General features: G+C 66.3%; 24 protein-coding genes. 8 read left to right on the forward strand and 16 right to left on the reverse strand.

Going from position 1 to position 23,425, the window contains the following annotated elements:
• Window positions 1-42 precede the first annotated feature (42 nt).
• From THI_RS09575 to THI_RS09605, 7 genes are all read right to left on the reverse strand, one after another.
• A complete protein-coding gene (locus THI_RS09575) occupies window positions 43-801 on the reverse strand; it encodes a 3-hydroxyacyl-CoA dehydrogenase (protein ID WP_013106055.1) in 759 nt (252 codons plus the stop codon).
• Window positions 802-817: 16 nt separating this feature from the next.
• A complete protein-coding gene (gene adk, locus THI_RS09580) occupies window positions 818-1,468 on the reverse strand; it encodes an adenylate kinase (protein ID WP_013106056.1) in 651 nt (216 codons plus the stop codon).
• Window positions 1,469-1,544: 76 nt separating this feature from the next.
• On the reverse strand, window positions 1,545-2,324 hold the full coding sequence (gene kdsB / locus THI_RS09585; protein WP_013106057.1) for a 3-deoxy-manno-octulosonate cytidylyltransferase: 780 nt from the start codon (window positions 2,322-2,324) through the stop codon (window positions 1,545-1,547).
• A gap of 2 nt (window positions 2,325-2,326) precedes the next feature.
• A complete protein-coding gene (locus tag THI_RS09590; protein WP_013106058.1) occupies window positions 2,327-2,548 on the reverse strand; it encodes a Trm112 family protein in 222 nt (73 codons plus the stop codon).
• Window positions 2,529-3,575, reverse strand: a complete 1,047-nt coding sequence (gene lpxK, locus THI_RS09595) for a tetraacyldisaccharide 4'-kinase (RefSeq protein WP_013106059.1) — start codon at window positions 3,573-3,575, stop codon at window positions 2,529-2,531. The genes THI_RS09590 and lpxK overlap by 20 nt, the downstream gene beginning before the upstream one ends.
• A complete protein-coding gene (locus THI_RS09600) occupies window positions 3,575-3,994 on the reverse strand; it encodes an ExbD/TolR family protein (RefSeq protein ID WP_013106060.1) in 420 nt (139 codons plus the stop codon). The genes lpxK and THI_RS09600 overlap by 1 nt, the downstream gene beginning before the upstream one ends.
• Window positions 3,995-4,027: 33 nt before the next feature.
• A complete protein-coding gene (locus THI_RS09605) occupies window positions 4,028-4,648 on the reverse strand; it encodes a MotA/TolQ/ExbB proton channel family protein (protein ID WP_013106061.1) in 621 nt (206 codons plus the stop codon).
• A 396-nt stretch (window positions 4,649-5,044) separates the two neighbouring features.
• Here THI_RS09605 and xseA point away from each other — a divergent pair, with 396 nt between their 5' ends.
• Complete coding sequence (gene xseA, locus THI_RS09610) at window positions 5,045-6,418, forward strand: exodeoxyribonuclease VII large subunit (RefSeq protein ID WP_013106062.1); 1,374 nt, start codon at window positions 5,045-5,047, stop codon at window positions 6,416-6,418.
• Window positions 6,419-6,572: 154 nt separating this feature from the next.
• On the forward strand, window positions 6,573-7,154 hold the full coding sequence (locus tag THI_RS09615) for a superoxide dismutase (RefSeq protein ID WP_013106063.1): 582 nt from the start codon (window positions 6,573-6,575) through the stop codon (window positions 7,152-7,154).
• 69 nt (window positions 7,155-7,223) lie between these two features.
• Here the strand turns inward: THI_RS09615 and THI_RS09620 are convergent, their stop codons facing one another.
• The 7 genes from THI_RS09620 to ispD form a co-directional block, all read right to left on the reverse strand.
• Window positions 7,224-8,438 (reverse strand): DUF1501 domain-containing protein, encoded by a 1,215-nt coding sequence (locus THI_RS09620; protein ID WP_013106064.1) that lies wholly within the window; start codon window positions 8,436-8,438, stop codon window positions 7,224-7,226.
• A gap of 92 nt (window positions 8,439-8,530) precedes the next feature.
• Window positions 8,531-10,222: a DUF1800 domain-containing protein gene (locus THI_RS09625; protein WP_141130568.1), complete on the reverse strand. Its 1,692-nt coding sequence runs from the start codon at window positions 10,220-10,222 to the stop codon at window positions 8,531-8,533.
• Window positions 10,223-10,236: 14 nt separating this feature from the next.
• The gene (locus THI_RS18845; protein ID WP_141130569.1) at window positions 10,237-10,470 is read right to left on the reverse strand and encodes a hypothetical protein; all 234 of its coding nucleotides are present in this window, start codon (window positions 10,468-10,470) and stop codon (window positions 10,237-10,239) included.
• Complete coding sequence (locus tag THI_RS19180) at window positions 10,467-10,988, reverse strand: hypothetical protein (protein ID WP_013106066.1); 522 nt, start codon at window positions 10,986-10,988, stop codon at window positions 10,467-10,469. Before THI_RS19180 ends, THI_RS18845 begins: the two co-directional genes overlap by 4 nt.
• 113 nt (window positions 10,989-11,101) lie before the next feature.
• Entirely contained in the window at window positions 11,102-11,566 is a 465-nt protein-coding gene (locus tag THI_RS09635) for a DUF192 domain-containing protein (RefSeq protein WP_013106067.1), read from the reverse strand.
• A 27-nt stretch (window positions 11,567-11,593) separates the two neighbouring features.
• A complete protein-coding gene (gene ispF / locus THI_RS09640) occupies window positions 11,594-12,076 on the reverse strand; it encodes a 2-C-methyl-D-erythritol 2,4-cyclodiphosphate synthase (RefSeq protein ID WP_013106068.1) in 483 nt (160 codons plus the stop codon).
• A complete protein-coding gene (gene ispD, locus THI_RS09645; protein WP_013106069.1) occupies window positions 12,073-12,762 on the reverse strand; it encodes a 2-C-methyl-D-erythritol 4-phosphate cytidylyltransferase in 690 nt (229 codons plus the stop codon). The genes ispF and ispD overlap by 4 nt, the downstream gene beginning before the upstream one ends.
• 91 nt (window positions 12,763-12,853) lie before the next feature.
• Here ispD and mfd point away from each other — a divergent pair, with 91 nt between their 5' ends.
• Together mfd and serB are read left to right on the forward strand one after the other, a co-directional pair.
• Complete coding sequence (gene mfd / locus THI_RS09650; protein ID WP_013106070.1) at window positions 12,854-16,336, forward strand: transcription-repair coupling factor; 3,483 nt, start codon at window positions 12,854-12,856, stop codon at window positions 16,334-16,336.
• A 65-nt stretch (window positions 16,337-16,401) separates the two neighbouring features.
• Window positions 16,402-17,283: a phosphoserine phosphatase SerB gene (gene serB / locus THI_RS09655; protein ID WP_013106071.1), complete on the forward strand. Its 882-nt coding sequence runs from the start codon at window positions 16,402-16,404 to the stop codon at window positions 17,281-17,283.
• Between the two features lie 29 nt (window positions 17,284-17,312).
• On the opposite strand, the gene THI_RS09660 is transcribed toward serB, so the two are convergent.
• Together THI_RS09660 and THI_RS09665 are read right to left on the reverse strand one after the other, a co-directional pair.
• Window positions 17,313-17,894, reverse strand: coding sequence for a glycine zipper 2TM domain-containing protein (locus THI_RS09660; protein ID WP_013106072.1), 582 nt, complete (start codon window positions 17,892-17,894; stop codon window positions 17,313-17,315).
• 67 nt (window positions 17,895-17,961) lie between these two features.
• Window positions 17,962-19,131 carry a cystathionine beta-lyase gene (locus THI_RS09665; protein WP_231836147.1) on the reverse strand — a complete coding sequence of 390 codons (1,170 nt, stop codon included), beginning with the start codon at window positions 19,129-19,131 and terminating at the stop codon, window positions 17,962-17,964.
• Window positions 19,132-19,510: 379 nt separating this feature from the next.
• Here THI_RS09665 and THI_RS09670 point away from each other — a divergent pair, with 379 nt between their 5' ends.
• The 4 genes from THI_RS09670 (at window position 19,511) to THI_RS09685 (ending at window position 23,418) form a co-directional block, all read left to right on the forward strand.
• The gene (locus THI_RS09670) at window positions 19,511-20,848 is read left to right on the forward strand and encodes a hemolysin family protein (RefSeq protein WP_013106074.1); all 1,338 of its coding nucleotides are present in this window, start codon (window positions 19,511-19,513) and stop codon (window positions 20,846-20,848) included.
• A gap of 61 nt (window positions 20,849-20,909) precedes the next feature.
• Window positions 20,910-21,809 carry an AEC family transporter gene (locus tag THI_RS09675; RefSeq protein WP_013106075.1) on the forward strand — a complete coding sequence of 300 codons (900 nt, stop codon included), beginning with the start codon at window positions 20,910-20,912 and terminating at the stop codon, window positions 21,807-21,809.
• Window positions 21,810-21,910: 101 nt separating this feature from the next.
• Window positions 21,911-22,426 (forward strand): SixA phosphatase family protein, encoded by a 516-nt coding sequence (locus THI_RS09680; protein WP_050985938.1) that lies wholly within the window; start codon window positions 21,911-21,913, stop codon window positions 22,424-22,426.
• Window positions 22,427-22,620: 194 nt separating this feature from the next.
• Window positions 22,621-23,418, forward strand: a complete 798-nt coding sequence (locus THI_RS09685; RefSeq protein WP_013106077.1) for a GNAT family N-acetyltransferase — start codon at window positions 22,621-22,623, stop codon at window positions 23,416-23,418.
• The last annotated feature ends 7 nt before the right edge of the window (window positions 23,419-23,425 follow it).

Below are 23,425 nucleotides of genomic sequence, written 5' to 3' on the forward strand. Positions count from 1 at the left end.
GCGGCTGGGGCGGCGGCCGCGAAACGGCTGGATCGGGCGAGACTACTTGGGCTGCATGCGAATGGCGCCATCGAGCCGGATGACTTCGCCATTGAGCATGCGGTTGGTGAGGATGGATTCGACCAGGGCCGCGTATTCCTCGGGCCGTCCCAGACGCTGCGGAAACGGCACCATCTGTCCCAGCGCCGCCTGCACCTCGGCAGGCATGCCCATGAGCATCGGCGTCTCGAAAATGCCGGGCGCGATGGTCATGACGCGGATACCGTCCCGCGAGAGATCGCGCGCCAGCGGCAGGGTCATGCCGGCGATGCCAGCCTTGGAAGCGGCATAAGCTGCCTGGCCTATCTGCCCGTCGAACGCCGCCACCGAAGCGGTATTGACGATTACGCCTCGTTCGCCATCTTCCAGCGGCGTTTGCTGGGCCATCACGGCGGCGGCAAGGCGGGCGAGGTTGAAGCTGCCAACCAGATTGATGTTGATCACCCGCTGGAAAAGCTCCAGGGCATGGGGGCCTTGCTTGCCCAGCGTGCGCGCAGCCGGGGCGATGCCGGCGCAACTCACCGCCACCCGCAGCGGGGCCAGCGCGTTGGCCGCTTGCACCGCCGCTTCCACGTCGCCTGCCTGCGTCACATCGCAACGCATGAACTGGCAGCCGATGTCTGCTGCGGTTGCTCGCCCGGCGTCTTCTTGCAGATCGGCGATGACCACCCGCATGCCCCGTGACGCGAGCAAGGCGGCGGTGGCGCGGCCCAGACCTGATGCGCCGCCGCTGATGATCGCACTGTGACCAGAGAGTTGCATAGGGTGCTCCGTCCGTTCAATCCTGCAATGCGGCGAAGATGCGCTGCTGCACTTCGGCCACCGGCCCGACCCCGGAGATGGTGACCAGACGCGGCGCGCCGGGCTGCGCCATGCGCTCGGCGTAGAACTTCACCAGCGGCAGGGTCTGGGCGTGATAGACGTCCAGGCGTTTGCGCACGGTGTCTTCCTGATCGTCAGCGCGCTGCACCAGCGGCTCGCCGGTGAGGTCGTCCACACCGGCCGTCTTGGGGGGATTGAAAGCCAGGTGATAGGTACGTCCTGAGGCCGGATGCACCCGGCGGCCGCTCAGCCGCTCGATGATGTCGGCGTCGGGCACGTCGAATTCAAGCACTACGTCGATGCCGATTCCCGCCTGCTCCAGACCTTCGGCCTGGGCGATGGTGCGCGGAAAGCCGTCGAGCAGAAAACCCTTGGCGCAGTCGGGCGCCGACAGGCGCTCGCGCACCACGCCCAGCATGATCTCGTCGGGCACCAAGGCGCCGGCTTCCATGATTTTCTGCGCCTGCTGGCCCAGCGGCGTACCGGCCTTCACCGCGGCGCGCAGCATGTCTCCGGTGGAAATCTGGGGGATGCCGAAGCGCTCGGTGATGAAGGCGGCTTGCGTGCCCTTGCCCGCGCCCGGTGCACCCAAAAGTATCAATCGCATGAAGGTCTCTCAATCGTAAAAACGCACATTTCAGAATAGCAGACCGCTCTGCCACGACGCTGACTCGGCGTCCTGTTCAGCGCTCAAGCCACATCGCCCGCACGCGCTCCAGATCGGCCAGCGTGTCGACGCCGGGGCCGGGCGCCTGTTCGGTCACATGCACCGCAATGGAGTGCCCGTGCCAGAGTACGCGCAATTGCTCCAGCGCTTCGGCCTGTTCCAGCGGCGCCGGGGCCAGCTTGGCGTAATCGCGCAGAAAACGGTGGCGATAGGCGTACAACCCGATGTGACGATAGACCGGATGCGGGGGCTGCCCCGGCATCGCCCAGCCGCCTGAACCCGCCGTGTAGGCGTCGCGCTGCCACGGAATCGGCGCGCGCGAGAAATACAGGGCCCTGCCCTGCGCATCGAGCACGACTTTCACCACATTCGGGTTAAAAATCTCGGCCGCTTCGGTGATGGCATGCGCGCAGGTGGCCATCGGGATTTGCGGAGTGCGCTGCAGCAAGGCCGCGCAGGCCGCGGGCAACTTGGGGTCGATCAGCGGCTCGTCGCCCTGCACATTGACCAAGATGGCGTCTTCGGGCAGACCCAGCGACTCGGCGGCCTCGGCCAGCCGGTCGGTGCCGCTGGCGTGATCTTCGCGGGTGAGAACGGCGCGAACGCCGTGCGCCGCACAGGCCTGCGCAATCAACGGACTGTCACAGGCCACCACCACTTCCTGCGCGCCGCTATGCGCCACGCGCTGCGCCACGCGCACCACCATCGGCGCCCCGGCAATGTCCGCCAGGGGCTTGTTGGGCAGGCGCGTGGAAGCCAGCCGGGCCGGTATGAGCACCCAGAACGCAGCCGCCATGCTCAGGCCGCCGGTTCGGCAGTGGCGGCGTGGGACGGACTCGGCGTTGCGTCGGCGGGCAGGGTCATGTCGCGGGCGAGATCGACCAGCATCAGCGGAATGTCGTCGCGCACCGGGTAAGCCAGCTTGTCGCGCGGGCAGATCAGCTCCTGCGCGGCGGCGTCGAATTGCAGCGACCCTTTGCAGATGGGGCAGACGAGCAGGTCAAGAAGTCGGGAGTCCACGGGCTTTCTCCAATTGTTGGTGCAACCAGGGCAGCAGGTCGGCGGGCAGTTGCAGCCGCAGGCCGACAACCCAGAGACGCTCGCGCAAAACAGGCGGCAGATGGGCCGATTTTATGGCGTCCTTTTCCGTCAGCAGAATGGGGCCGTCTGGCGGCAGACCGGCCAGTGCGTCGGTGCTCAGAGGCTGATGGTCGCCCAGCGCCCGGGTCTGCACCGTCAGCCCGAGAGCTTGCAGCATGGCAAAAAACTGCCTCGGATGGCCGATTCCGGCCACCGCACCCAGCGGTTTTGCACCAAAACGCTGCACGAACTGCGCAGCGCTGAGCGTTTGCGCACTGACGATGTGCGTGATGTCGCCCAGACTGCGCACCAGCGCGAAGTGCCGCCCCCCGCCGGACACCTGCTGCAGCGCCGCCTCGGGGCCGAGCGTAGCGTCGCGCCGTCTGCCGGGCGATTCGCGCAGCGGCCCGGCAGGCAACAGCCAGCCATTGCCCCAAAGTCGCTGATCGACCACCACCAGTTCGACATCGCGAGCCAGCGCCAGATGCTGCAGGCCGTCGTCGCTCAGAATCACATCCACATCGGGCCATGCGGCCCGCAGAGCGAACGCGGCCTGAGCGCGCCGCCGTCCGACCATCACCGGGCAGCCGGTCAATCGGGCCAGCAGCACAGGCTCGTCGCCACACTCCGCCGGATCGCTCTGCGCGTCCACGCGCAATGGAGTGTCGTCGGCTGAGCGGCGGCCATACCCTCGAGAAACGATCCCTGGCCGCCAGCCCACCTGCTGCAAGCCGCGCGCCAGCTCGGTGATCAGCGGCGTCTTGCCCGCGCCGCCCACGGTGAGGTTGCCCACCACGACCACCGGCACGCCCACGCGTTCAGCACGCAGCACACCCGCGCGATACAGGCTGCGGCGCCCGGCGCTCAGCAGCGCGAACAACCGGGAGAGCGGCCACAGCGCCCAACTCAGCAGGCTGCGGCGCAGCCACCAGTCCGGCCAGCCGCTGTGCCCCGCGGGTTGCGCCATCAGGAACCGGGAGACTTCTGCGTGGCGAAGGTCAGGCGGCTCAAGCCTGCGGCGCGCGCGGCCTCCATCACATTCACCACCGATTGCTGCGTGGCCTGGGCGTCGGCGCTGATCACCACCATGGTGTCGGCCTTGCCTTTGGACGCATCGAGCAGCGACTGGGTCAGCGCACTCACCGTGCGGCTCGGGAGCAACTGCTTGTTCACCGCATACTCGCCGCCGCTGCTCACGGCCACGATGATTTCCTGCGGATGGTTCTGCAGCTTCTCGGCGTCGGCCGTGGGCAAGGTGATCTTCAGCTCGGTGAACTTGGAATAGGTGGTGCTGATCATCAGAAAAATCAGGATGACCAGCAGTACATCGATCAGCGGAATGAGGTTGACCTCGGGGTCTTCCGTGGTCTGTCGTTTGAAATTCATGGCAAGCGGCGCAGGTCGGAGGCGCGGTTCATTTCAGCGGCGCGGCAGATAGCTTTGCAGATGCGTGGCCAGACGCCGCGCGGCCTGCTCGAGTTCGACCGTGTAGTCGTCCACGCGGCTGCGGAAGTAACGGTAGAAAATCAGCGAGGGCACCGCCACGATCAGCCCAAGCGCCGTGTTGTAAAGCGCCACCGAAATGCCATGCGCCAGCACCGTCGGATCGGTTCCGGCCGTGGACTGCGAGCCGAAAATCTCGATCATGCCCACCACCGTGCCGAGCAGACCGAGCAAAGGCGCCGCAGAGGCCACGGTGGCCAGCGCGTTGAGATACTTCTGCAGCCGATAGACCTGATTCCTCCCGGCGTTTTCCAAGTCTTCCTGCAGCCCCGCCGCGCTGGCATGCGGCCGCGCCACCGAGCGGAACCCGCTGGCCAGCACGGCGCCCAGCGGCGAATTCTGTTCGAGCTTGTCGATCACATCCGCCGCCGGCAGTTGCTTGGCCGACACATTCAGCGCCTCGTCCAGCAATTTGGTCGGCAGAATGCGAGCGCGACGCAGCGAGGCCAGCCGTTCGAAAATCACCGCGAGGGCCACAATCGAGCACAGAATCAACGGCCAGATCGGCCAGCCTGCGGCTTCCACCATCTGCAACATGGGTCTTTTTCCTTTGCGTCTTTGCGCTGCAAAATCAGTCGCCGTGCGTGCCCAACCCGTCACGCACGAGCCTTCAGCGCCGCATTATGCCGGGTCAGAGAAGTGGCGGACAATGAAACAGCGGGCGCCGGTCAAGAGTCAAGATCGCGGGCTTCGAAAGTTATCCCGCCTTTCTGTGGACAACTCTGTGGGAAAGCGCTGAACGGCAGCGCCAAATCGCGCAAAATCAAGCGCCCGGCTTAATGTGACGCTTTTTTAATCAATAACTTCTCATTGTTTTTCAATAACTTGGCATGCAAGCACGTTACCTTCGGGCGCATTCTGGCAGCGAAAGCATCTGCTGGCAAAGTGTGCACATCCTCTTGACGTTTCGCACCTGGCGACTCGATATCCACCTTGAAAACTTCAACTAACGGCGTCCTGGTGTGGACAGTTTCTGCTCTGGTTCAGGCCTTCTCGGACGCCCTCAACGCCCGCTTCAACAGCCTGAGCGTGCGTGGCGAAATCTCGGGCCTGGTTCGGGCCGCAAGCGGCCACCAGTACTTCAACCTCAAGGACGGCACGGCGCAACTGCGCTGCGTCTGGTTCCGCCAGCGCGCAGGCTCTGCCGCCACCGCGCTGCGCGACGGCATGAGCGTGCGGCTGCGCGCCACCGTGGCGATTTACGAACCCCGCGGCGACCTGCAACTCATTGTTGAGAGCGTGCAGCCCGACGGCGAGGGTGCGCTGCTCGAAGCGTTTTTGCGCCTGAAGGCCAAACTGCAGATCGAGGGCCTGTTCGACCCCGAGCGCAAACGCCCGCTGCCGGCCCTGCCGCAAGCCGTCGGCGTGATCACCTCGCTACAGGCCGCAGCCCTGCGCGACGTGCTCACCACCCTGCGGCGGCGCAGCCCCCATGTGCGCGTTGTGGTCTATCCCGCCAGCGTGCAGGGGGCCGCGGCGCCCGGCGAGCTGCTCGCCGCCCTGCAGCGCGCACAGGCGCGGCGCGAAGTCGATCTCATCCTGCTGGTACGCGGCGGCGGCAGTCTCGACGACCTCTGGGCCTTCAACGACGAGGCGCTGACCCGGGCGATTGCCGCCAGCACCCTACCGGTGATCAGCGGCGTGGGCCACGAGACCGACTTCACCCTGGCCGATTTCGTCGCCGATCTGCGTGCGCCCACCCCCACCGCCGCCGCCGAACTCGGCGTGCCCGCCCAGGCCGCGTTGCTCGACGCGCTCACCCACACCGCGCACCGCGCCAGCAGTGCACTCAGCCGCCATCTGCAGCGCGAACAGCAGCGCTGCGACCGCCTCGCCCTGCGCTGGCCGCAACCTGCCGCGCTGCTGGCCGCACCGCAGCGCCACCTCGCGCAGTTGCAGTGGCGACTGCGGCAGGCCTTGAACGACCTGCCGAGGCTGCATGCGCAACGGCTGCAACTCTTACAGCACCGCCTGGCCCATGCGCTGCGCCAGCGCGCGCCCCGGGAACGCGAGCGCCTGAACCGATGCGAGCGCAGCCTGCCAGAAGCGCTGTCGCGCCAGATCTCCAACAGCCAGCTCCGCCTCGACCGGGCCGCGCAGCACCTGCAACTCCTCAGCCCGCGCGCCACCCTCGCGCGCGGCTACCTGCTGGGCATGAACGCGAACGGCCAAGTGCTGCGCGACCTCACGCAACTCGCGCCACAGCAGCCCCTGCTGCTGGCCGACGCGCAACGCGCGGTGCGGATCGACATCAGCCGCATCGACGCGCAGCCCCATCCTCTCGAAGCGGACATCCCGCCGAATTGAGCGCCCCCAGGGTCGGCTCGCCGACCCGCCCCCCGTGGGGATCAAGGAAACTTGGGGCGGCCCTGCGTTTCCTTGAGTGAGCAAAGTCAAACGGCTATTCCTAGAATGACTTTGGTTTGATTTATGCAACCGCCACTCACTCAAGGAGAAGCCCATGCAACACGAACTCCCCCCCCTGCCCTTTGCCCCCGACGCGCTCGCCCCGCATATGTCGCGCGAAACGCTGGAATACCACCACGGCAAGCACCATCAGGCTTATGTCAATAACACCAACAACCTGATCAAGGGCACCGAGTTCGATAACATGTCGCTGGAAGACATCATCAAAAAATCCAGCGGCGGCCTGTTCAACAACAGCGCCCAGGTGTGGAACCACACCTTCTTCTGGAACTGTCTGAAAGCGGGCGGCGGCGGTGAACCCAAGGGCGCGCTGGCTGCGGCCATCAACGCCAAATGGGGCAGCTACGCTGCGTTCAAGGAAGCCTTTCACAAATCCGCCGTCGGCAACTTCGGCTCGGGCTGGACCTGGCTGGTGAAAAAGGCCGACGGCAACGTGGACATTGTCAACACTGCCAACGGTCAGACCCCGCTGACCACCGCCGACAAGGCCCTGCTGACCATCGACGTGTGGGAGCATGCCTACTACATCGACTTCCGCAACCGCCGCCCTGACTTCGTCACCACCTTCCTCGACCACCTGGCCAACTGGGACTTCGCCGAAAAGAACTTCGGCTGATCGCGCCCAAATACATGTCGCAGAAAAGCCCGCAGTGCGGGCTTTTCTTTTTGCCCGCTGCCGCGCGCCTCATACCAGCCGCAGATCGACTGGCCGAGCCCCCGGAAAAATGGTCTGAATTTGCGATGGCCTGAGCCCCCACTGCCGCTGGAACAGGCCGCCGAGCAAGTCGCGGTAGTCGGTCAGCACCGGATCGTCGCGGTTCTGGTTGAGGGTAGAGGGCGATTGCACGATCTGCTCACCCGCGATGCGCCCGCCCCGCACCGCGCCGCCCAACACCCAGTACACCGAGCCGTGGCCGTGATCGGTGCCGCGATTGCCGTTTTCGCGGAAGGTGCGGCCAAACTCGCTGAGTACGACCACGGTGGTCTGCTGCCAGGCGGGGCCCAGCGCCTGCGCCATGCCGGCTAGCCCCTGGCCGAGCGCGGCGAGTTTGTCGGCAAGCTGGCCTTTGGCGCCGTTGTCGGTGGCTTCGTTGACATGGGTGTCCCAGCCGCCCACGTCGATGAAGCCGACGTTGAAGCTGTCGCGCATCAATCCGCCGATGCGCACGGCCTCGGCGACGAAGCCCTTGGGCGCGACCGCGCCGCGGCTGGCGGCCACCATCTCGGCCTGCCAGCCGGAGGCCTGCATATCGTCGGCGACGGTCTGGTGCACGGCGAAGCCTTCACGCACCGCCGCGCCCTGCGACGAGCCGTTCCACATGCTTTCGATCAGCGCGCGCTGGCGGTCGTCTATGCCGGTGTGCCCGGCTTGGGCGATGGCGAGATTGGGCACGCGCTGGGCGCCGCGCAGCGACAACGGCAGCTGCGCGGTGAAGGCCATGGGCTGGGCGCGCGCGCCGAGCTGCTGCACCAGACGGTTGAGAAAACCGTCGTTGAAATTGCGCGTCTGCGGGCCCTGGCCGAGTTCGATGTGATCTTGCGTTTCGAAGTGGCTGCGGGTGAGGTCGCGCGTGCCGGCAAAGGGCACGAAAGCCAGTTGCCCGGCCTGCCACAGCGGCAGCAGGGATTCGCGCAGCGCCGGATGCAGCGCCCAGTCGGCGTTCAGCGCGATGGATGCGTCGGCGCCCTCGCCCGGCCGGGGCACAGCGATATGCGGCCGCGACTCGTAATAGAAGCTGTTGGCATGGGGCACGAGCAGATTGGTGGCGTCATACGCGCCGCGCAGGAACACCAGCACGAACTTGGGCTGCCCCTGTGCGGCGGGCGCGGCCCACAGGCGGGTCATCGGTGTGGCCAGCGCGGCGGCGGTGGCGGTTTGCAAAAAATGGCGGCGTTGCATGGCAGTTTCTCCTGAGCAATTCACCGGGCCGCACCAAGAATTTCTCGCCCCCTGGGGGGAGAGCCGAGTGCGGCGAGGCTTTCGGGGGGCATTCACGCGTTCATGAATTCGGGCGATGAGAGCCACAGCGTGTTCCAGCGCAGGCGGTTGTCGGCCTGCGCCAGCGCGCGCAAGGTGGCGATGCTGAGCTGGTTTTGCTGGGCGAGATAGACCGGGCTGCGCGCGAGATCGGGCGGGGGACGGTGGGGTGGCTTGGCCGCGGTTTGGGGAGCAGTCATCGCCGCCATTGCTTCACCCGATTCTGCGGCCACCAGCGGCGCGCTCTGCTGCAGGGAAGCTGGCGGTGGCTCGAACATCGCCGGTGCGCCACTGCCGATCTGCCGTGCGACTTCAAAGCGCGCGGTGAGCTGGCCCGAGCCGTCCCAGGCGCTCGCGTTCAGCGGGTAGCCGTCGGGCGTCTGGCGCCCGAACAGCGGCTCGCCCAGGCGGGCCAGCATGCCGAGCACCGGCTGCGGGTTGCGGATCGGTTCCTCGCCCAGGCTGGCGCGCAGCGCCGACAGCACATAGCGCATCGGGTCTTTGAACTGCGGCTGGCCCAGACTGGCGGCGAATGCCGCGCTGGTGAACATCGCGCGCAGCACTTCGGCCATCTGACCGCCGCTGGCCTGCCAGCGCCGCACCATGACATCGACCAGAGCGGGCGGAGCGGGATCGGCGACGAAGTACTGCGCCAGTTGCGTGCTGACGTGCCGCGCGGTGGCGGGGTGGTCGGCCAGCAGGGTGATGACCTCGTCGATCTCTTCCAGGCCGTGGCCTTGCAGGGTGTAGCCCAGCACGGTCTTGGGGTCGGGGTCGTGCCGCGCGGGGTTGAACACCACCAACCCCTGCCGCCAAACATCGGCGCGCAGGGCCGGGCGCACCCGCACCGGCTGATCCATCAGGTCGACGCCCGGGCCGGTGAGTGCGCGGGCGAGGTTGGTCACATCAGTCTGGGTGTAGCCGCTGCCCACGCCCAGGGTGTGCAACTCCATGACTTCGCGCGCATAGTTTTCGTTCACATGGCCGCGGGCGTTTTGCGCGTTGTTCAAGTACAGCAGCATCTGCGGCGAAAACATCGTGGCGCGCAGCAAATCGCGAAAGCGGCCGAGCGCGTGCGGAGCGATGACGCGCTGGGTGTAATCGCCCATCATCGGGCCGATATTGCCACCACGGAACACATTGAAATGATTCAGCCAGAACCAGCTCAGCCGCTGCTGCAGGGCATTGGGGGCGTACAGACCGAGCCACACCTGTTGCGCCGCTGCCTGTTGCGCAAGGGCGTACTTGAAGCGGTTGAGCGCCTTCAGCCGGGCCTCGGTATCGGCAGCGGCCTGCGGGTCATTTTTGCGGGCCTGGAACAAGGCGCGTTGTTCACGCACGATGGGCGGAATGAGCGCGTCGAGCGGCTGATTCACCGGCAAGGCGGCAAGCCGCGCCGCCAGCTCGGATGGCAGCACTGCACCGGGCTGAACGCGCAGTTGCAGGTCCAGATAGGCCGTGGCGCCCAGGCGGGACAGCGCCTGCAGTTGCTCCGCGCTGGCGCCCCAGCTCACCCGGTCGAGAAAGGTCACCGCATCGGCCTGCGCAGCGGCGTCCAGCGCAGCAGGGCCAGCCTCGTCAGCGGTCTGCAAGGTTTGCGACAGCGCAGCCGGCGCCAAACCCCACAAGCCCAGTCCCGCAGCGCCAAGCCCCCCGATGAAACGGCGGCGCGAAAGCCGCCCGGCAGCGTGCAAACAATGTTCCATGATGAGCGCTCCGTTCAGCCGCACACGCCCCAATGGCCCGGATGCCAAGCGCCGTAGGGGCCGCGCCAGCCGGGGTGCCAACAGCCGCCGCCTTCCGGCCGAACGATTACCGCCCCTGAAACCCTCGCCGGGGCAAGAGGCGCCACATAACACCCGCCGAGCAGCAGACTCCCTGCGACCGCCACTGAAACCAGTTGCAGGCGGCGCGAGCGTGCGACGCGCCCCAAGACTTTCATGGCGCGCGTCATGGTGTGATCTCCCGGCTGATGGCGTCTTCCTGACGGTTCAGCGCCCAATACTGGGAACGCACCAGCGCGCCGCCCTGAGCTCGCGCCAGCACGTCCTGCCGCCAGCGCACCTGCGCCACCTGGTGTTGCAGCGCGGCGGCCCGCCAGGGCGTGAGGGCGCCGGTCCATCTTGCGTAGGCAATGCGCTGATCGAGATGATTGGCGCGTTGGAGCACTTCGGCACGCGCCGGATGGGCGGCCTGCCAGGGTGTTTCGGCCATGGCCAGCGGTGCAGTGAGCAAGGCGCTGGCAGCCAGCAGACCGAGCGCCAACGGCTTCCAGTGCCCGGCGTTTGATAGAGAGCGCCCCCAGGGTCGGCTCGCCGACCCGCCCCCCGCGGGGGATGAGGCCCGCGGCTCCAAGCTGCCCTGCGGCAGCTTGGACGGAGCCGAATCCGAGCAGCTTGCAAGCTGCGAGGTGGACAAGAAAGCTTGGGGCGGCCCGGCGTTTTCTTGAGAATGATGCAGAAAAGAATGCATGATGAACTTCCTTTGAAATTCGACGAGAACAATGGCGGCCGTGTCGAATCAACGAAAGTCCTGCCTGCCCGGTGACAACTGCACCGCACGCAGTTGTCACCGCTTGTATCGCGTCAGCGGCTTGGGGCGGGCAGCCCCAGCACGCGCGCACCCGGCCGGATGCCGTGCTGCGCAAACCAGTGCAGCGGGGTTTCCAGCGCATAGCGCACATCGGTCTGGCCGCAGTGCACGTCTTCGGTCTGCGGCTGCATGTCGGCGATATTGACAATGCGGCCATCCGTGGTGATGAAGGCGACCGACAGGGCAATGAGCGTGTTTTTCATCCACATGCACACCGGCTGAGACTCGGCAAACACAAACACCATGCCGCGATTCGCGGGCAGACTGCGGCGGTTCATCAGCCCGGTCTGCTGCTGCTCGGGGGTAGAAGCCACCTCGGCGGTGAGGGTGTGGCCGTCGATCTGCAGGCGCACCAGCGGCAGGCCGGTATTGACCTCGGGCTGCGCGGCCCAGGCCGCGTTGGAACTGGCCAGTACAAAAGCCAAGGCGATGCGGTGGATGAAACGAGACTTGTGCATGGTTCGGTCCTTGTTCGGTGGCGTTCGTCAATCGCGCTGCAACAGGCACACCGCGCTGGCGGCGATGCCTTCGCCCCGGCCGACGAAGCCCAGACGCTCGGTGGTCTTGCCTTTGACGTTGACCTGCGCCGCGTCCAGCTCCAGCAGCGCGGCGATGCGCTGGCGGATGGCGTCGCGATACGGCGCGAGCTTGGGCGCCTGCGCGATCACGGTGCAGTCCACATTGCCGATCGCCCAGCCCTGCGCCAGCACGCTCTGGCGCGCCTGCCGCAGCAGTTCGCCCGAATCTGCGCCCTGGTAGCGCGCGTCTGTATCGGGGAAATGCTGGCCGATGTCGCCCAGCCCGGCCGCGCCCAGCAAAGCGTCGGTGATGGCGTGCAGCAGCACGTCGGCATCGGAATGGCCGAGTAGGCCGAGGGGATGGGGGATGGTCACGCCGCCGATGATGAGTTTGCGGCCGGGAACGAGAGCGTGGACGTCATAGCCCTCGCCGATGCGGATTTGCGTCATGTCGATACTCCTGCGCGCGCGGCAAGCAAGGCCTGCGCGAGTTCGAGGTCGGGGGAATAGGTGATCTTGAAATTCCACGACGCGCCGGTGACCAGCAACGGATACGCGCCCTGGCGCTCCATCGCGCCGGCTTCGTCCGTAGGTGGCGCGTTGACAATGATCGCCGCCCGCAGCGCCTCGCGCAGCGCGCCGATGCGAAACATCTGCGGCGTCTGCGCCAGCCAACGGCCCTCGCGTGGCTCGGTGTGAGCCACACGGCCTGCGGGATCGGCGGCCTTGAGGGTATCGGGCAGGGGCAGCGCCAGCAGGCCGCCGACGTCATCGGGCAGGCAGGCGTCGATCAGGCGATCGATCAGCTCGGGGGTGATGCAGCAGCGCGCGGCGTCGTGCACCAGCGCCCAGTCGTCATGTGCCGCGCCCGCATCTAACAAGGCCTCCAGCCCGCCGAGCACGCTGTGCGCCCGAGTCGCGCCGCCGCGTGGCACCAGATGCAGCCGGGGATCGGGCTGCAAGGCGTCGGCCGCCCACACGTCGCCCTCCTGCACCACCACCGATACCGAGGCGATGCGCGGCGTCTGCAGAATAGCCCGCACCGTGTGCTGCACCACCGACTCGCCCAGCAGACGCCGGTATTGCTTGGGCGCATCGCCAGGCAGGCGCGAACCGCTGCCCGCGCTCGGAATCACGGCATGGCAACGGGAGGGTCGGGCGGGAGAAGCGGGCGGTATTTGCATCAAGACACACGGGCGCCCACGACTTTGGGCGAAAATTTGAACAATGTCTATTGTCCATGCCCTGCGCGCGCAAGTGCCCGCGCTCAAGCCCGGCCAGCGTGTGAGCTGGCCGCTTCCCGCCGGAAGTGCCGATGCCCTGTTGCTGGCCGAGTTTTGCGCGCCGCGCGATGACGCCGCGCCCTGGCTCGTCGTCACCGCAGGCGCAGCCGATGCCCAGCGTCTGCTCGGCGAGTTGCAGTGGTTCGCCCCGCAGTTGCGCGTCGGCTTGCTGCCCGACTGGGAAACCCTGCCTTACGACAGCTTTTCACCGCACCAGGATCTGATCTCCGAGCGGCTGGCCACCCTCTGGGCCATCCACAACCAGCAGATCGACGTGGTCATCGCCCCGGCCAATACCGCCATCCAGCGGCTGGCCCCGCCCGAGTTCCTCGCGGCCTACACCTTCGATTTCCGCCAGGGCGAGGCGCTCAACGAAGCCGCGCTGCGCGCCCAGCTCGTTCTGGCCGGGTACAACCACGTCAGCCAGGTGATGGCCCCGGGCGAATACGCGGTGCGCGGCGGTCTCATCGACCTGCATCCCATGGGCTCGCCTGTGCCCTACCGCGTGGACCTGTTCGGCGACACCATCGACGCCATCCAGGCCTTCGACCCCGACACCCAGCGCAGCCTTTACCCGGTCAAGGAGGTGCGACTGCTGCCGGGCCGCGAATTTCCGCTCGACGATGCGGCGCAGAAGCGCTTTCGCGCCCGCTGGCGCGAGGTGTTCGAGGGCGACCCGAGCCGCAGCCCACTCTACAAGGACATGGGAAGCGGCGTAGCCGGGCCCGGCATCGAGTACTACCTGCCGCTGTTCTTCGAGCACACCGCCACTCTGCCCGACTATCTGGGCGAACGTACCCGCGTGGTGCTGCATGGGGACATTTCCACCGCCATCCAGAAGTTCTGGACCGATACGCAGGAGCGCCACCGTCTGTTGCGGCACGACCCGGAGCGCCCCGCCCTCGCTCCCGACCAGCTTTTTCTCAGTGAAGAAGCGTTCTTCAGCCGCATCAAACCCCTCGCCCAGCTTGCGCTGCGGCCCAAGGCCGATGCGCCGCAGACCGACAAACCCACCAGTGCCGAGCTACCCGACATCAGCGCCGACCGCCGCGCCACCCGCCCACTGGCGCGCCTGGCGCAATGGCTGGAAGAGGGCCGCCCGCAACACCGACGCGCGCTGCTGCTGGCCGAATCCGCCGGCCGCCGCGAAACCCTGCGCGAGCTGTTGCAGGAGTCCGGCTTGTCGGCCCAGCCTGCGGAAAGCTGGGACGAATTCGTACAGGGCACCACCGGCTTCGCCCTGGCCGTCGGGCCGCTGGCGCGGGGTTTCTCGCTGCCCGCCGACCGATTGGCCGTGCTCACCGAGACCGAGCTGTTCGCCCTCAACCCGGCCCAGCGCAGGCGGCGCAAGCAAGAGCAGGCCAGCAATGTCGATGCCCTGATCCACGACCTGGCCGAGCTGCAGCCCGGCGACCCGGTGGTGCATGCCAACCACGGCATCGGCCGCTATCAGGGCCTGGCCGAGCTCGATCTGGGCGACGGCCCCGCGGAGTTTCTGCATCTGGTCTATGCGAACGATGCGGTGCTCTACGTGCCTGTGTCGCAACTGCATCTCATCGGCCGCTACAGCGGCGCGGCGCAGGATGACGCGCCGCTGCACATCCTCGGCTCGGGCCAGTGGGACAAGGCCCGGCGCAAAGCCGCCGAACAGGTACGCGACGCCGCCGCCGAGCTGCTCAACATCTACGCCCGCCGCGCCGCGCATCAGGGCCATGCCTTCCGCTACTCGCCGCAGGACTATGAAGCCTTCGCCGCGAGTTTCGGTTTCGAGGAGACGCCCGATCAGGCCGCGGCCATCCATGCGGTGGTGCAGGACATGATCTCCCCCAAGCCGATGGATCGCCTGGTCTGCGGCGACGTCGGCTTCGGCAAGACCGAAGTCGCGCTGCGCGCCGCGTTCGTGGCGGTGATGGGCGGCAAGCAGGTGGCCGTGCTCGCCCCCACCACCCTGCTCGCCGAGCAGCACTGCGAGACCTTTCGCAACCGCTTCGCCGACTGGCCGGTGCGCATTGCCGAGATGTCGCGCTTTCGCAGCACCAAGGAGATCAGCGCCGCACTCGACGGCCTGGCGCGCGGCACGGTGGACATCGTCATCGGTACCCATAAGCTGCTGTCGCCCACGGTCAAGTTCGACCGGCTCGGCCTGGTCATCGTCGATGAGGAGCACCGCTTCGGCGTGCGCCACAAAGAGGCGCTCAAGGCCATGCGCGCCTCGGTCGATTTGCTCACCCTCACCGCCACACCCATTCCGCGCACCCTGGGCATGGCGCTCGAAGGGCTGCGCGATCTGAGCGTGATCGCCACCGCGCCGCAAAAGCGGCTGGCGATCAAGACCTTCGTGCGCAGCGAAAGCGGCGCGGTGATGCGCGAGGCCATCCTGCGCGAAATTAAGCGCGGCGGCCAGGTGTATTTCCTGCACAACGAGGTCGAGACCATCGAAAACCGCCGTCGCCAGCTCGAAGAACTGGTGCCCGAAGCGCGCATCGAAATCGCCCACGGCCAGATGCACGAGCGCGATCTGGAACGGGTGATGCGCGACTTCCACGCCCAGCGCTTCAATATTCTGCTGTGCACCACCATTATCGAAACCGGCATCGACGTACCCAGCGCCAACACCATCGTCATGGCGCGGGCCGACAAGTTCGGCCTGGCGCAGCTGCACCAGTTGCGCGGCCGCGTCGGGCGCTCGCATCACCAGGCCTACGCCTATCTGCTGGTGCCCGATGTGCAGAGTTTGACCAAGCAGGCCAGCCAGCGGCTCGAAGCCATTCAACAGATGGAAGAACTGGGCTCGGGCTTCTATCTGGCCATGCACGACCTGGAGATTCGCGGCGCCGGCGAAGTGCTGGGCGAGCAGCAATCGGGCAATATGCAGGAGATCGGCTTCCAGCTCTACAACGACATGCTGGGCGAGGCCGTGAAGGCGCTGCGCGCAGGCCGCGAGCCCGACCTGCTCAACCCGCTGGGCGTGACCACCGAGATCAATCTGCATGTGCCCGCCCTGCTGCCCAACGACTATTGCGGCGATGTGCATGCCCGGCTTTCGCTCTACAAGCGACTGGCCAGCGCCGCCACCAGCGCCCAGCTCGACAGCGTGGCCGAGGAAATCGTCGATCGCTTCGGCCGCCTGCCGCCGCCTGCGCAGGCGCTGGTGGACACACACCGTCTGCGGCTGATTGCGCAGAGCTACGGCATCACCAAGATCGACGCGGCCGAAGAAGTGGCCATTCTGCACTTCCGCAAGGACGCCCCGGTGGACGCCGCCCGCATCATCGACCTCATCCAGAAGAACCGCCACATCAAGCTCACCGGCAACGACCGACTGCGGATCGAACGCCCGACGAAAGACGCCACGCAGCGCGCCCAGCTCATCCGCGACACCCTCAAGCAACTCGGCGCGCCGCGGACCGAGGTGGCGATTGCCTGAGGCGCTGGCGTAAAGTCCGACGCAAACCTCCCAACAGCCCTATCGCATCCGCACACGCACACACCATGTACCACCTCGTCATTCAGCGCCACACCGCCCCGCTCTCGCAAGACAACCTCGACCATCTCTGCCACATCGCCGCGCCGATCAGTCTGGAAAAATTTGCCGACGACCACGGCCCCAACCGCGGCCATAACGGCGCGCGCCTGCGCGACATCCGCAGCGCCGGCCCCGGCATGCGCCGCGCACTCAATGCCCATTGCCGCGAACACCATATCGACTGGGCCATCGTGCCCGCCGGGTTGCATCTGGGTGATTTCAAGCTGCTGGCGATGGACATGGACTCCACGCTGATCAACATCGAGACCGTCGATGAAATCGGCGCCGCCGTCGGCAAGAAAGACGAGATCGCCGCCATCACCGCCGCCGCCATGCGCGGCGAAATCGCCGACTACGCCACCAGCCTGCGCCAGCGCGTGGCCCTGCTCTCCGGGGTGCCGCTTGCCTCACTCGACAAGCTCTACACCGACACCCTGCGCCTGAACCCCGGCGCCGAAACCCTGCTGGCCGCAGCCCTGGCCGCCGGACTGAAAACCCAGCTCGTCACCGGCGGCTTCACCCACTTCACCGACCGGCTGAAACAGCGCCTAGGCTTCGATCGCGTTGCCGCCAATGTGCTGGGCGTGAGGGGCGAGGCGCTCGACGGCACACTCATCGGCGACATCATCGACGGCGAAGCCAAGAAAAAGGCCGTGCTCGCCTTCTGCGACGACCTGGGCTGCGATCCCGGCGAAGTGCTGGTGATTGGCGACGGCGCCAACGACCTGCCCATGATGAACGCGGTGGGCTTCAGCGTGGCTTACCACGCCAAACCCAAGGTGCGCGAAGCCGCCACCGCCGCCATCGACCATGGCGGCCTCGACAGTCTGCTGCACTGGTTCGAATAAACGGGCCTCAAAGCCGCATTACGGCGGCATCACGGCAGGCTGACTGCCGGATACTGCGACCCCGCCATCGCCCCCACGGCCGCGCCCAGCGCTGCAGCCGCCGTCTTGCCATTGCCATGGCCGAAGCGTGATCCCACCAGCCCACCGACCACCCCGCCGATCACCGTACCCGGCGTGATCTGCGTGGCATAGGGATTGGCCGCATTGGCCCCCACCACCGCGCCCAGCGCCGCGCCCGTGGCCGCCATGGCCGTGCGGCCATTGCCCGCACCGAAGCGCGAACCGATCAGCCCGCCCGCCACCGCCCCCAGCGCTGCGCCCGGCAAAGCCGATTGCGCCACCGGCGCGGGTGCGTAGCCCGGCTGCGCCGCGTAGGCAGGCTGCTGCACATAGGCCGGTTGCTGCGCATACTCGGGCGGCGCCGACGCATAAGCCCCGGCATACCCCGGCTGGGCATAAGGCGCATAACCCGGCTGCTGATAAACAGGTTGCTGATAGCTCGGCTGCTGCGCAGGCGCATACGCCGTGGAATAGGACGGCGGCACGACAGCGCAACCCCCCAGTAGTGACAACAACACTGCGCCGCTGATCAACAGACTTGGCCGAAACATGATGGGTTCCCCGTAAAGTTAAGCTATGCAGCCTCAACGGAGTTTGGGCGCTGTTGGGTGACAACGCTTAGAACATTTGTTGCATCGCCTGCCGCAAGTCGTCGATCAGGTCTTGCGGGTCTTCGAGGCCGATGGCCAGGCGCACCAGGCCGCCTTGGTGCGGCCAGCGTCCCGCCGGGCGCATGGCCTGCACGTCGTAGGGCACGGCCAGGCTCACCGGGCCGCCCCAGGAATAGCCGATCTTGAAGAGTTGCAAGGCGTCGACGAAGGCATCGACCTGAGCGGCGGTGTAGCGCGCATCGAACACCACGCTGAACAACCCGGCGGCGGCGGTGCAGTCGCGCTGCCAGTGCGCATGGCCGGGGCTGCCGGGCAGCGCCGGGTGGAGCACCTGCGCCACCTGGGGCTGGTCCTGCATCCACAACGCGATGCGCCGCGCGCTGGCGTCTTGCGCGGCATAGCGCAGCGGCAGGGTATGCAGGCCGCGCAGCACGCGGGCGACGTCGTCCGCGCCAACGCCCAGGCCGAGCCGCATGTGGGTGAGCAGCAGGCGTTCGTGCAGGGCATCGTCGCGGGTGGTCACGCTGCCCATGAGCAGGTCGGCGCCGCCGCTTTGGTATTTGGTAAGGGCCTGCATCACCACATCCACGCCGAGATCGAAGGGCTGCAGCGCGATGCCGGCAGCCCAAGTGGCGTCGATGGCGGTGAGGATGCCGTGCTGCCGTGCCACGGCGATGAGTCCGCGCAGATCGGGCATTTCCATGGTCACCGAACCGGGCGCTTCCAGCCAGAGGAGCTTGGTTTGCGGCGTGATCAGCTTGGCGAGTTCTTCAGGGGTGCAAGTGGCTTCGTAGATTTGGTGCTGAATGCCCCAGGCCCCGAGAAAGCGCTCGGCCAGTTCGCGGCTCGGGCCGTACACATTGCCCGGCAACAGCACCGTGTCGCCTTGCTTCAACAAAGTGAGATCGACCAAGGCGATGGCCGAAAGACCCGAGGGGCAGAGCACGCAGTGGCGCCCGCCATCGAGCACGGCCAGACGCTCCTCCAGGATGAACGTGGTGGGGGTGCCGTGCAGCCCGTAGGTATAGCCGGCCTTGCTGCGCCAGTCGCGCGCGCGCATCGTGGCCACATCTGGGAAGATCACGGTGGAGGCATGGTGCACGCCGGGCTCCACCGCACCAAAACCGGCTGGAGGTTGATACGGGTGATGTTGCAAACGGGTGGACAAATGTTGCATTTCGGAGGGCGACTGGGGTTTTTGGTCTAATTGGGGCTCTTGTTGACTCGACATGGAATGGGCTCCGCGATGTTTGGATCTTGTTTTGCGGGTTTGCGTAGGCGATCAGCCCGCTGCGCAAACCAACGTGAAGCATAGGCCGAATGCCAGCCCGCTCCGACACCCACTCCTTGGATCCTGACCCTGCGTCTTTGTTACCCGGCCCTTTGTTCCCTAAGCTCTGTGCCGGGTTTGCAACCACCGCCCAGCGCTCTGCGCAGCCCTTGCGCACCCGCCGCCCCGCCTGCCCGATCTTGCCCTGTGCCTCTTTGCATCTTCGCTGGGCCGCTGCACAGGCGACTGCTTTTTTCCGTGTTTCGTCCGCTCTGGAGCGCCCGTCATGGAAGTGCTGATTCTGTTCGGTCTGATTCTGCTCAATGGTCTGTTCGCCATGTCGGAGATCGCGCTGGTCACGGCGCGCCGTGCTCGCCTGACCGCGCTGGCGGAGGCCGGCAATGAAAACGCCCGCACCGCGCTGCATCTGTCCGAGCAGCCCACGCGCTTGCTGTCCACGGTGCAGATCGGCATCACCTCCATCAGTGTGCTCAACGGTATTTTGGGCGAGGCGGCGTTTTCCGAGCCGGTGGCCAACTGGCTGATCTCGCTGGGTCTGCTGCCCAAGTTTGCCGGGGTGTCGGCCACGGCTATCGTGGTGCTGATCATCACCTTCGCCTCCATCGTCATTGGCGAGCTGGTGCCCAAGCGGCTGGGGCAACTCGCGCCCGAGCGCATCGCCATGGTGATGGCGCGGCCCATGACCTGGATCGCCCGCGGCGCGGCGCCCTTCGTCAAGCTGCTGTCCATTTCCACCGACCTGCTGCTGACCTTGCTGCGCGTGCGCCACAACACCATGCCGCAGATGACCGAGGCCGAGATCAACGAGGTGCTCGAAGAAGGCTCGGACGCCGGGGTGATCGAGGAGCAGGAGCACGAGATGGTGCGCAATGTGTTCCGCCTTGACGACCGGCAGATCGCCTCGCTGATGACGCCGCGCAACGAGATCGAATATCTCGACGTCGATCAGCCGCTGAGCGAAAACCTGAACAAAATCGCGCAGTCGACGCATTCGCGCTTTCCGCTGGTCAAACGCGGGCTGGAGGAAGTGGTCGGCATCGTCTCGACCAAGGATTTGCTGGGCCGTTTCATCCGCCGCGAGGGTATCGACGATCTAAGCAAGGCCGCCGTACCCGCGACCTTCGTGCCCGAAAGCCTGACCGGGCTGGAGCTGCTGCAGACCTTCCGCCAGAGTCCCGAGCACACCGCCGTGGTGATCGACGAATACGGCCAGACCATGGGCATCGTGACCGTGCAGGACTTGATGGAGGCCATTGCAGGCGAGTTCAAGTCGCATCCGTCCGAAGAACCTTGGGCGATACAGCGCGAAGACGGCTCTTGGCTGATGGACGGCCTCATCACCGTGGAAGACCTCAAGACCCGCCTGGGCCTGGCCCGTCTGCCCGACGAGGAAAAGCAGCGCTACAACACCCTATCGGGCATGCTCATGCTACTGCTCGCACGGCTGCCGGCCACTGGCGACATCGTGCAGTGGGGCGACTGGACTTTCGAGATCGTCGATATGGACGGCAAGCGCATCGACAAGGTGCTGGTGCAGCGCCGCCCCACCGAAGCCGCAGACGAATTCTCCGACCCCGGCGAAGGACGCGACTCGCGGCTTTGAAAATAGGTGCGGCTCCCGCCATCGTGGGCTGCCGCACCCGTGCTGCTTCTGATCTCACTCCATGCTGCACGACGCCCTGCTCCTGCTGCCTGACTTCATCTTGATCGTGCTGGGGCTGCTGCTCATGCGCTTCACCGCGCTCAACCGCAGCGTGTGGGACGGGGTGGAACGGCTGGTGTATTTCGTGCTGTTTCCGGCTCTGCTGTTTTCCACCACCAGCCGCGGCCATGCCAGTCTGGGCGACACGCGGGACTTCGTCATCGCGGGAGCGGCCATGCTGCTCATCGGCATCGGCCTGTCGTATCTGGCCTTCTGGTCGCGCAAGGCCGACCGACGTTGCGTGGCCAGCGGCGTGCAGACCGCCTTTCGCTTCAATTCCTACATTGCCCTGGCCGTCGCCGATCGGGTGGGCGGCCCGCCCGCGGTGTCTTTGGTCGCGGTGCTCATCGCCGTGGGGGTGCCGCTGTGCAATGTCGCGGCGGTGTGGGCCCTGGCGCGTCATGCACAAAGCAATGTCTGGCGCGAACTGTTGCGCAACCCCCTGCTAATCGCCACCGTCGCCGGGCTGACGGTGCACAGCCTCGGCCTGTCGCTGCCCGAGCCCATCGTGCCCGCGCTGGATCGGCTCGGCCATGCCTCCATCGCACTAGGGCTGATGACCGTGGGCGCCGGTCTGCAATGGCGCGGCCTGCACCGGGAATTGCCGGTGGGTCTGTGGTTTCTGAGCATCCGGCACCTGCTGCTGCCCCTGTCTGCGATGGCGCTGGCTTGGGCGTTTGCACTGCCGCCGCTGCAGGCTCTGGTGCTGGTGCTGTTCGCCGCCATGCCCACCGCGTCGAGCGCCTACGTGCTGGCGGCCCGCATGGGCGGTGACGGCCCCTACGTGGCCGGCCTCGTCAGCCTGTCCACCGTACTCGGCGCCTTCTCCATTCCGGTCTTTCTCGCCGTGATGCAGCATTGATTTATTTCCGATTTTGAGCCTTGTGATGTAACGCATACTGAGTGTTTCAGTGTGGTTTACAGTGAGATGACATTTTTGCCATGTATCCTTCAAGGATTGAAATGACACTCACTTCCCTGTCTAACATGCCGAATTTCCACGTTATTTTCTGGCGACACGCCGAGGCCGAAGACGCCGCGGGCTCTGCGCAGGGCGACGAGGTCGATCTGCGCCGCAACCTCACCAAGCAAGGCCGACGCGACGCGGCCCAGGTCGCCGGGTGGATCAAATCGCAGTTGCCCAAACCCTGGACGGTGATCTCCAGCCCCGCCCAGCGAGCGCGCCAGACTGCGCAGCATCTCAACGACTATCCGGTGATCGACCCGCGCCTGCGCCCGGAATCGTCGATGGAGGAACTGCTCTCGGTGGTGTCCGAATTTCCGCGCGAAGGCGGTGCGCTGGTGCTTGTGGGCCATCAACCCATCCTCGGCCGCGCCGGGCTTTACTGGATCACCGGCTGCGACCAGCAGTTCTCATTGCGCAAAAGCGGCCTGCTCTGGGCGGTGGAACGCAGCCGCGAAGTCGGCATCCAGCGCAGTCTGCGCGCCTGCGTCAGCCCGGATTTGCTGGGCGATTGAGGCCCTGCTCACAACTCGTCAGCTTGCTTGCACTGTCACACCAAATTCACGAGACCTTCACTGAACTGTCACGGCGCGTTCTTATCTTTCACTCAAGAAAACGCAGGGCCGACCCAAGTTTTCTTGACCCCCACGGGGGGCGGGCTGGGCCTAGCCCTGCCCTGGGGGCTCCTATCCGATATGGAGGAAAGACAATGTTCGACGACGAACAAGCGCGTCCGCTGGACAGGCGCACTGAGCACAACGCGGCGGGCCTGAACGCCGCAGCCGGACAAGCCTCGCAGAGTCTCAGCGTCGCCTGGGCGCGTCATGGCGATGAAGTGCGCGAGGCGCAGCGCCTGCGCTACAAGGTGTTCGTCGAAGAAATGGGCGCGCAGATCAAAACGCCCGAGCCCGGCCTCGACATCGATCTGTTCGACGCCTACTGCGACCACCTGCTGGTACGCGACGGCGACGGACGCCTGATCGGCACCTACCGCGCCCTGCCCCCGCATCAGGCCAAACGCGTGGGCACGCTCTACACCGAAACCGAATTCGATCTCACCCGCCTGTATCACCTCAAGCCCCGCCTGCTCGAAATCGGTCGCTCGTGTGTGCACCGCGACTATCGCAGCGGCGCCGTCATCATGGCGCTGTGGAGCGGCATCGCCACCTATATGCAACGCCACGGGCTCGATGCGCTGATCGGCTGCGCCAGCATGTCGATGCGTTGCGGCGGACATACCGCCGCCAGCCTCTGGGCCCAACTTCAGAAAAGCCATCTGGCCGCGATCGAAGACCGGGTGCACCCGCGTCTCGCCCTGCCGGTGCAGCACCTGCGGCAAGACCTCGCGGTGGAGCCGCCGCCGCTGCTCAAGGGTTATCTGCGTGTCGGCGCCAAAGTGTGCGGCGCTCCCGCTTGGGACCCGGACTTCGGCGTGGCTGATTTCGCCTTACTGCTGCGTCTGAGCCAGGTCAACCGGCGCTACGCGCGGCATTTCCTCGGCGAGTAAGCGCCGC

Origin of the sequence: Thiomonas arsenitoxydans, from assembly GCF_000253115.1 — a bacterium.
Classification (GTDB): domain Bacteria; phylum Pseudomonadota; class Gammaproteobacteria; order Burkholderiales; family Burkholderiaceae_C; genus Thiomonas; species Thiomonas arsenitoxydans.

Coding starts and splice junctions, on each gene's coding strand:
- THI_RS09575 (WP_013106055.1), bottom strand. CDS start 801: ATGCAACTCTCTGGTCACAGTGCGATCATCAGCGGCGGCGCATCAGGT.
- adk (WP_013106056.1), bottom strand. CDS start 1,468: ATGCGATTGATACTTTTGGGTGCACCGGGCGCGGGCAAGGGCACGCAA.
- kdsB (WP_013106057.1), bottom strand. CDS start 2,324: ATGGCGGCTGCGTTCTGGGTGCTCATACCGGCCCGGCTGGCTTCCACG.
- lpxK (WP_013106059.1), bottom strand. CDS start 3,575: ATGGCGCAACCCGCGGGGCACAGCGGCTGGCCGGACTGGTGGCTGCGC.
- THI_RS09600 (WP_013106060.1), bottom strand. CDS start 3,994: ATGAATTTCAAACGACAGACCACGGAAGACCCCGAGGTCAACCTCATT.
- THI_RS09605 (WP_013106061.1), bottom strand. CDS start 4,648: ATGTTGCAGATGGTGGAAGCCGCAGGCTGGCCGATCTGGCCGTTGATT.
- THI_RS09615 (WP_013106063.1), top strand. CDS start 6,573: ATGCAACACGAACTCCCCCCCCTGCCCTTTGCCCCCGACGCGCTCGCC.
- THI_RS09620 (WP_013106064.1), bottom strand. CDS start 8,438: ATGCAACGCCGCCATTTTTTGCAAACCGCCACCGCCGCCGCGCTGGCC.
- THI_RS09625 (WP_141130568.1), bottom strand. CDS start 10,222: ATGGAACATTGTTTGCACGCTGCCGGGCGGCTTTCGCGCCGCCGTTTC.
- THI_RS18845 (WP_141130569.1), bottom strand. CDS start 10,470: ATGACGCGCGCCATGAAAGTCTTGGGGCGCGTCGCACGCTCGCGCCGC.
- THI_RS19180 (WP_013106066.1), bottom strand. CDS start 10,988: ATGCATTCTTTTCTGCATCATTCTCAAGAAAACGCCGGGCCGCCCCAA.
- THI_RS09635 (WP_013106067.1), bottom strand. CDS start 11,566: ATGCACAAGTCTCGTTTCATCCACCGCATCGCCTTGGCTTTTGTACTG.
- ispF (WP_013106068.1), bottom strand. CDS start 12,076: ATGACGCAAATCCGCATCGGCGAGGGCTATGACGTCCACGCTCTCGTT.
- mfd (WP_013106070.1), top strand. CDS start 12,854: ATGTCTATTGTCCATGCCCTGCGCGCGCAAGTGCCCGCGCTCAAGCCC.
- serB (WP_013106071.1), top strand. CDS start 16,402: ATGTACCACCTCGTCATTCAGCGCCACACCGCCCCGCTCTCGCAAGAC.
- THI_RS09660 (WP_013106072.1), bottom strand. CDS start 17,894: ATGTTTCGGCCAAGTCTGTTGATCAGCGGCGCAGTGTTGTTGTCACTA.
- THI_RS09665 (WP_231836147.1), bottom strand. CDS start 19,131: ATGCAACATTTGTCCACCCGTTTGCAACATCACCCGTATCAACCTCCA.
- THI_RS09670 (WP_013106074.1), top strand. CDS start 19,511: ATGGAAGTGCTGATTCTGTTCGGTCTGATTCTGCTCAATGGTCTGTTC.
- THI_RS09675 (WP_013106075.1), top strand. CDS start 20,910: ATGCTGCACGACGCCCTGCTCCTGCTGCCTGACTTCATCTTGATCGTG.
- THI_RS09680 (WP_050985938.1), top strand. CDS start 21,911: ATGACACTCACTTCCCTGTCTAACATGCCGAATTTCCACGTTATTTTC.
- THI_RS09685 (WP_013106077.1), top strand. CDS start 22,621: ATGTTCGACGACGAACAAGCGCGTCCGCTGGACAGGCGCACTGAGCAC.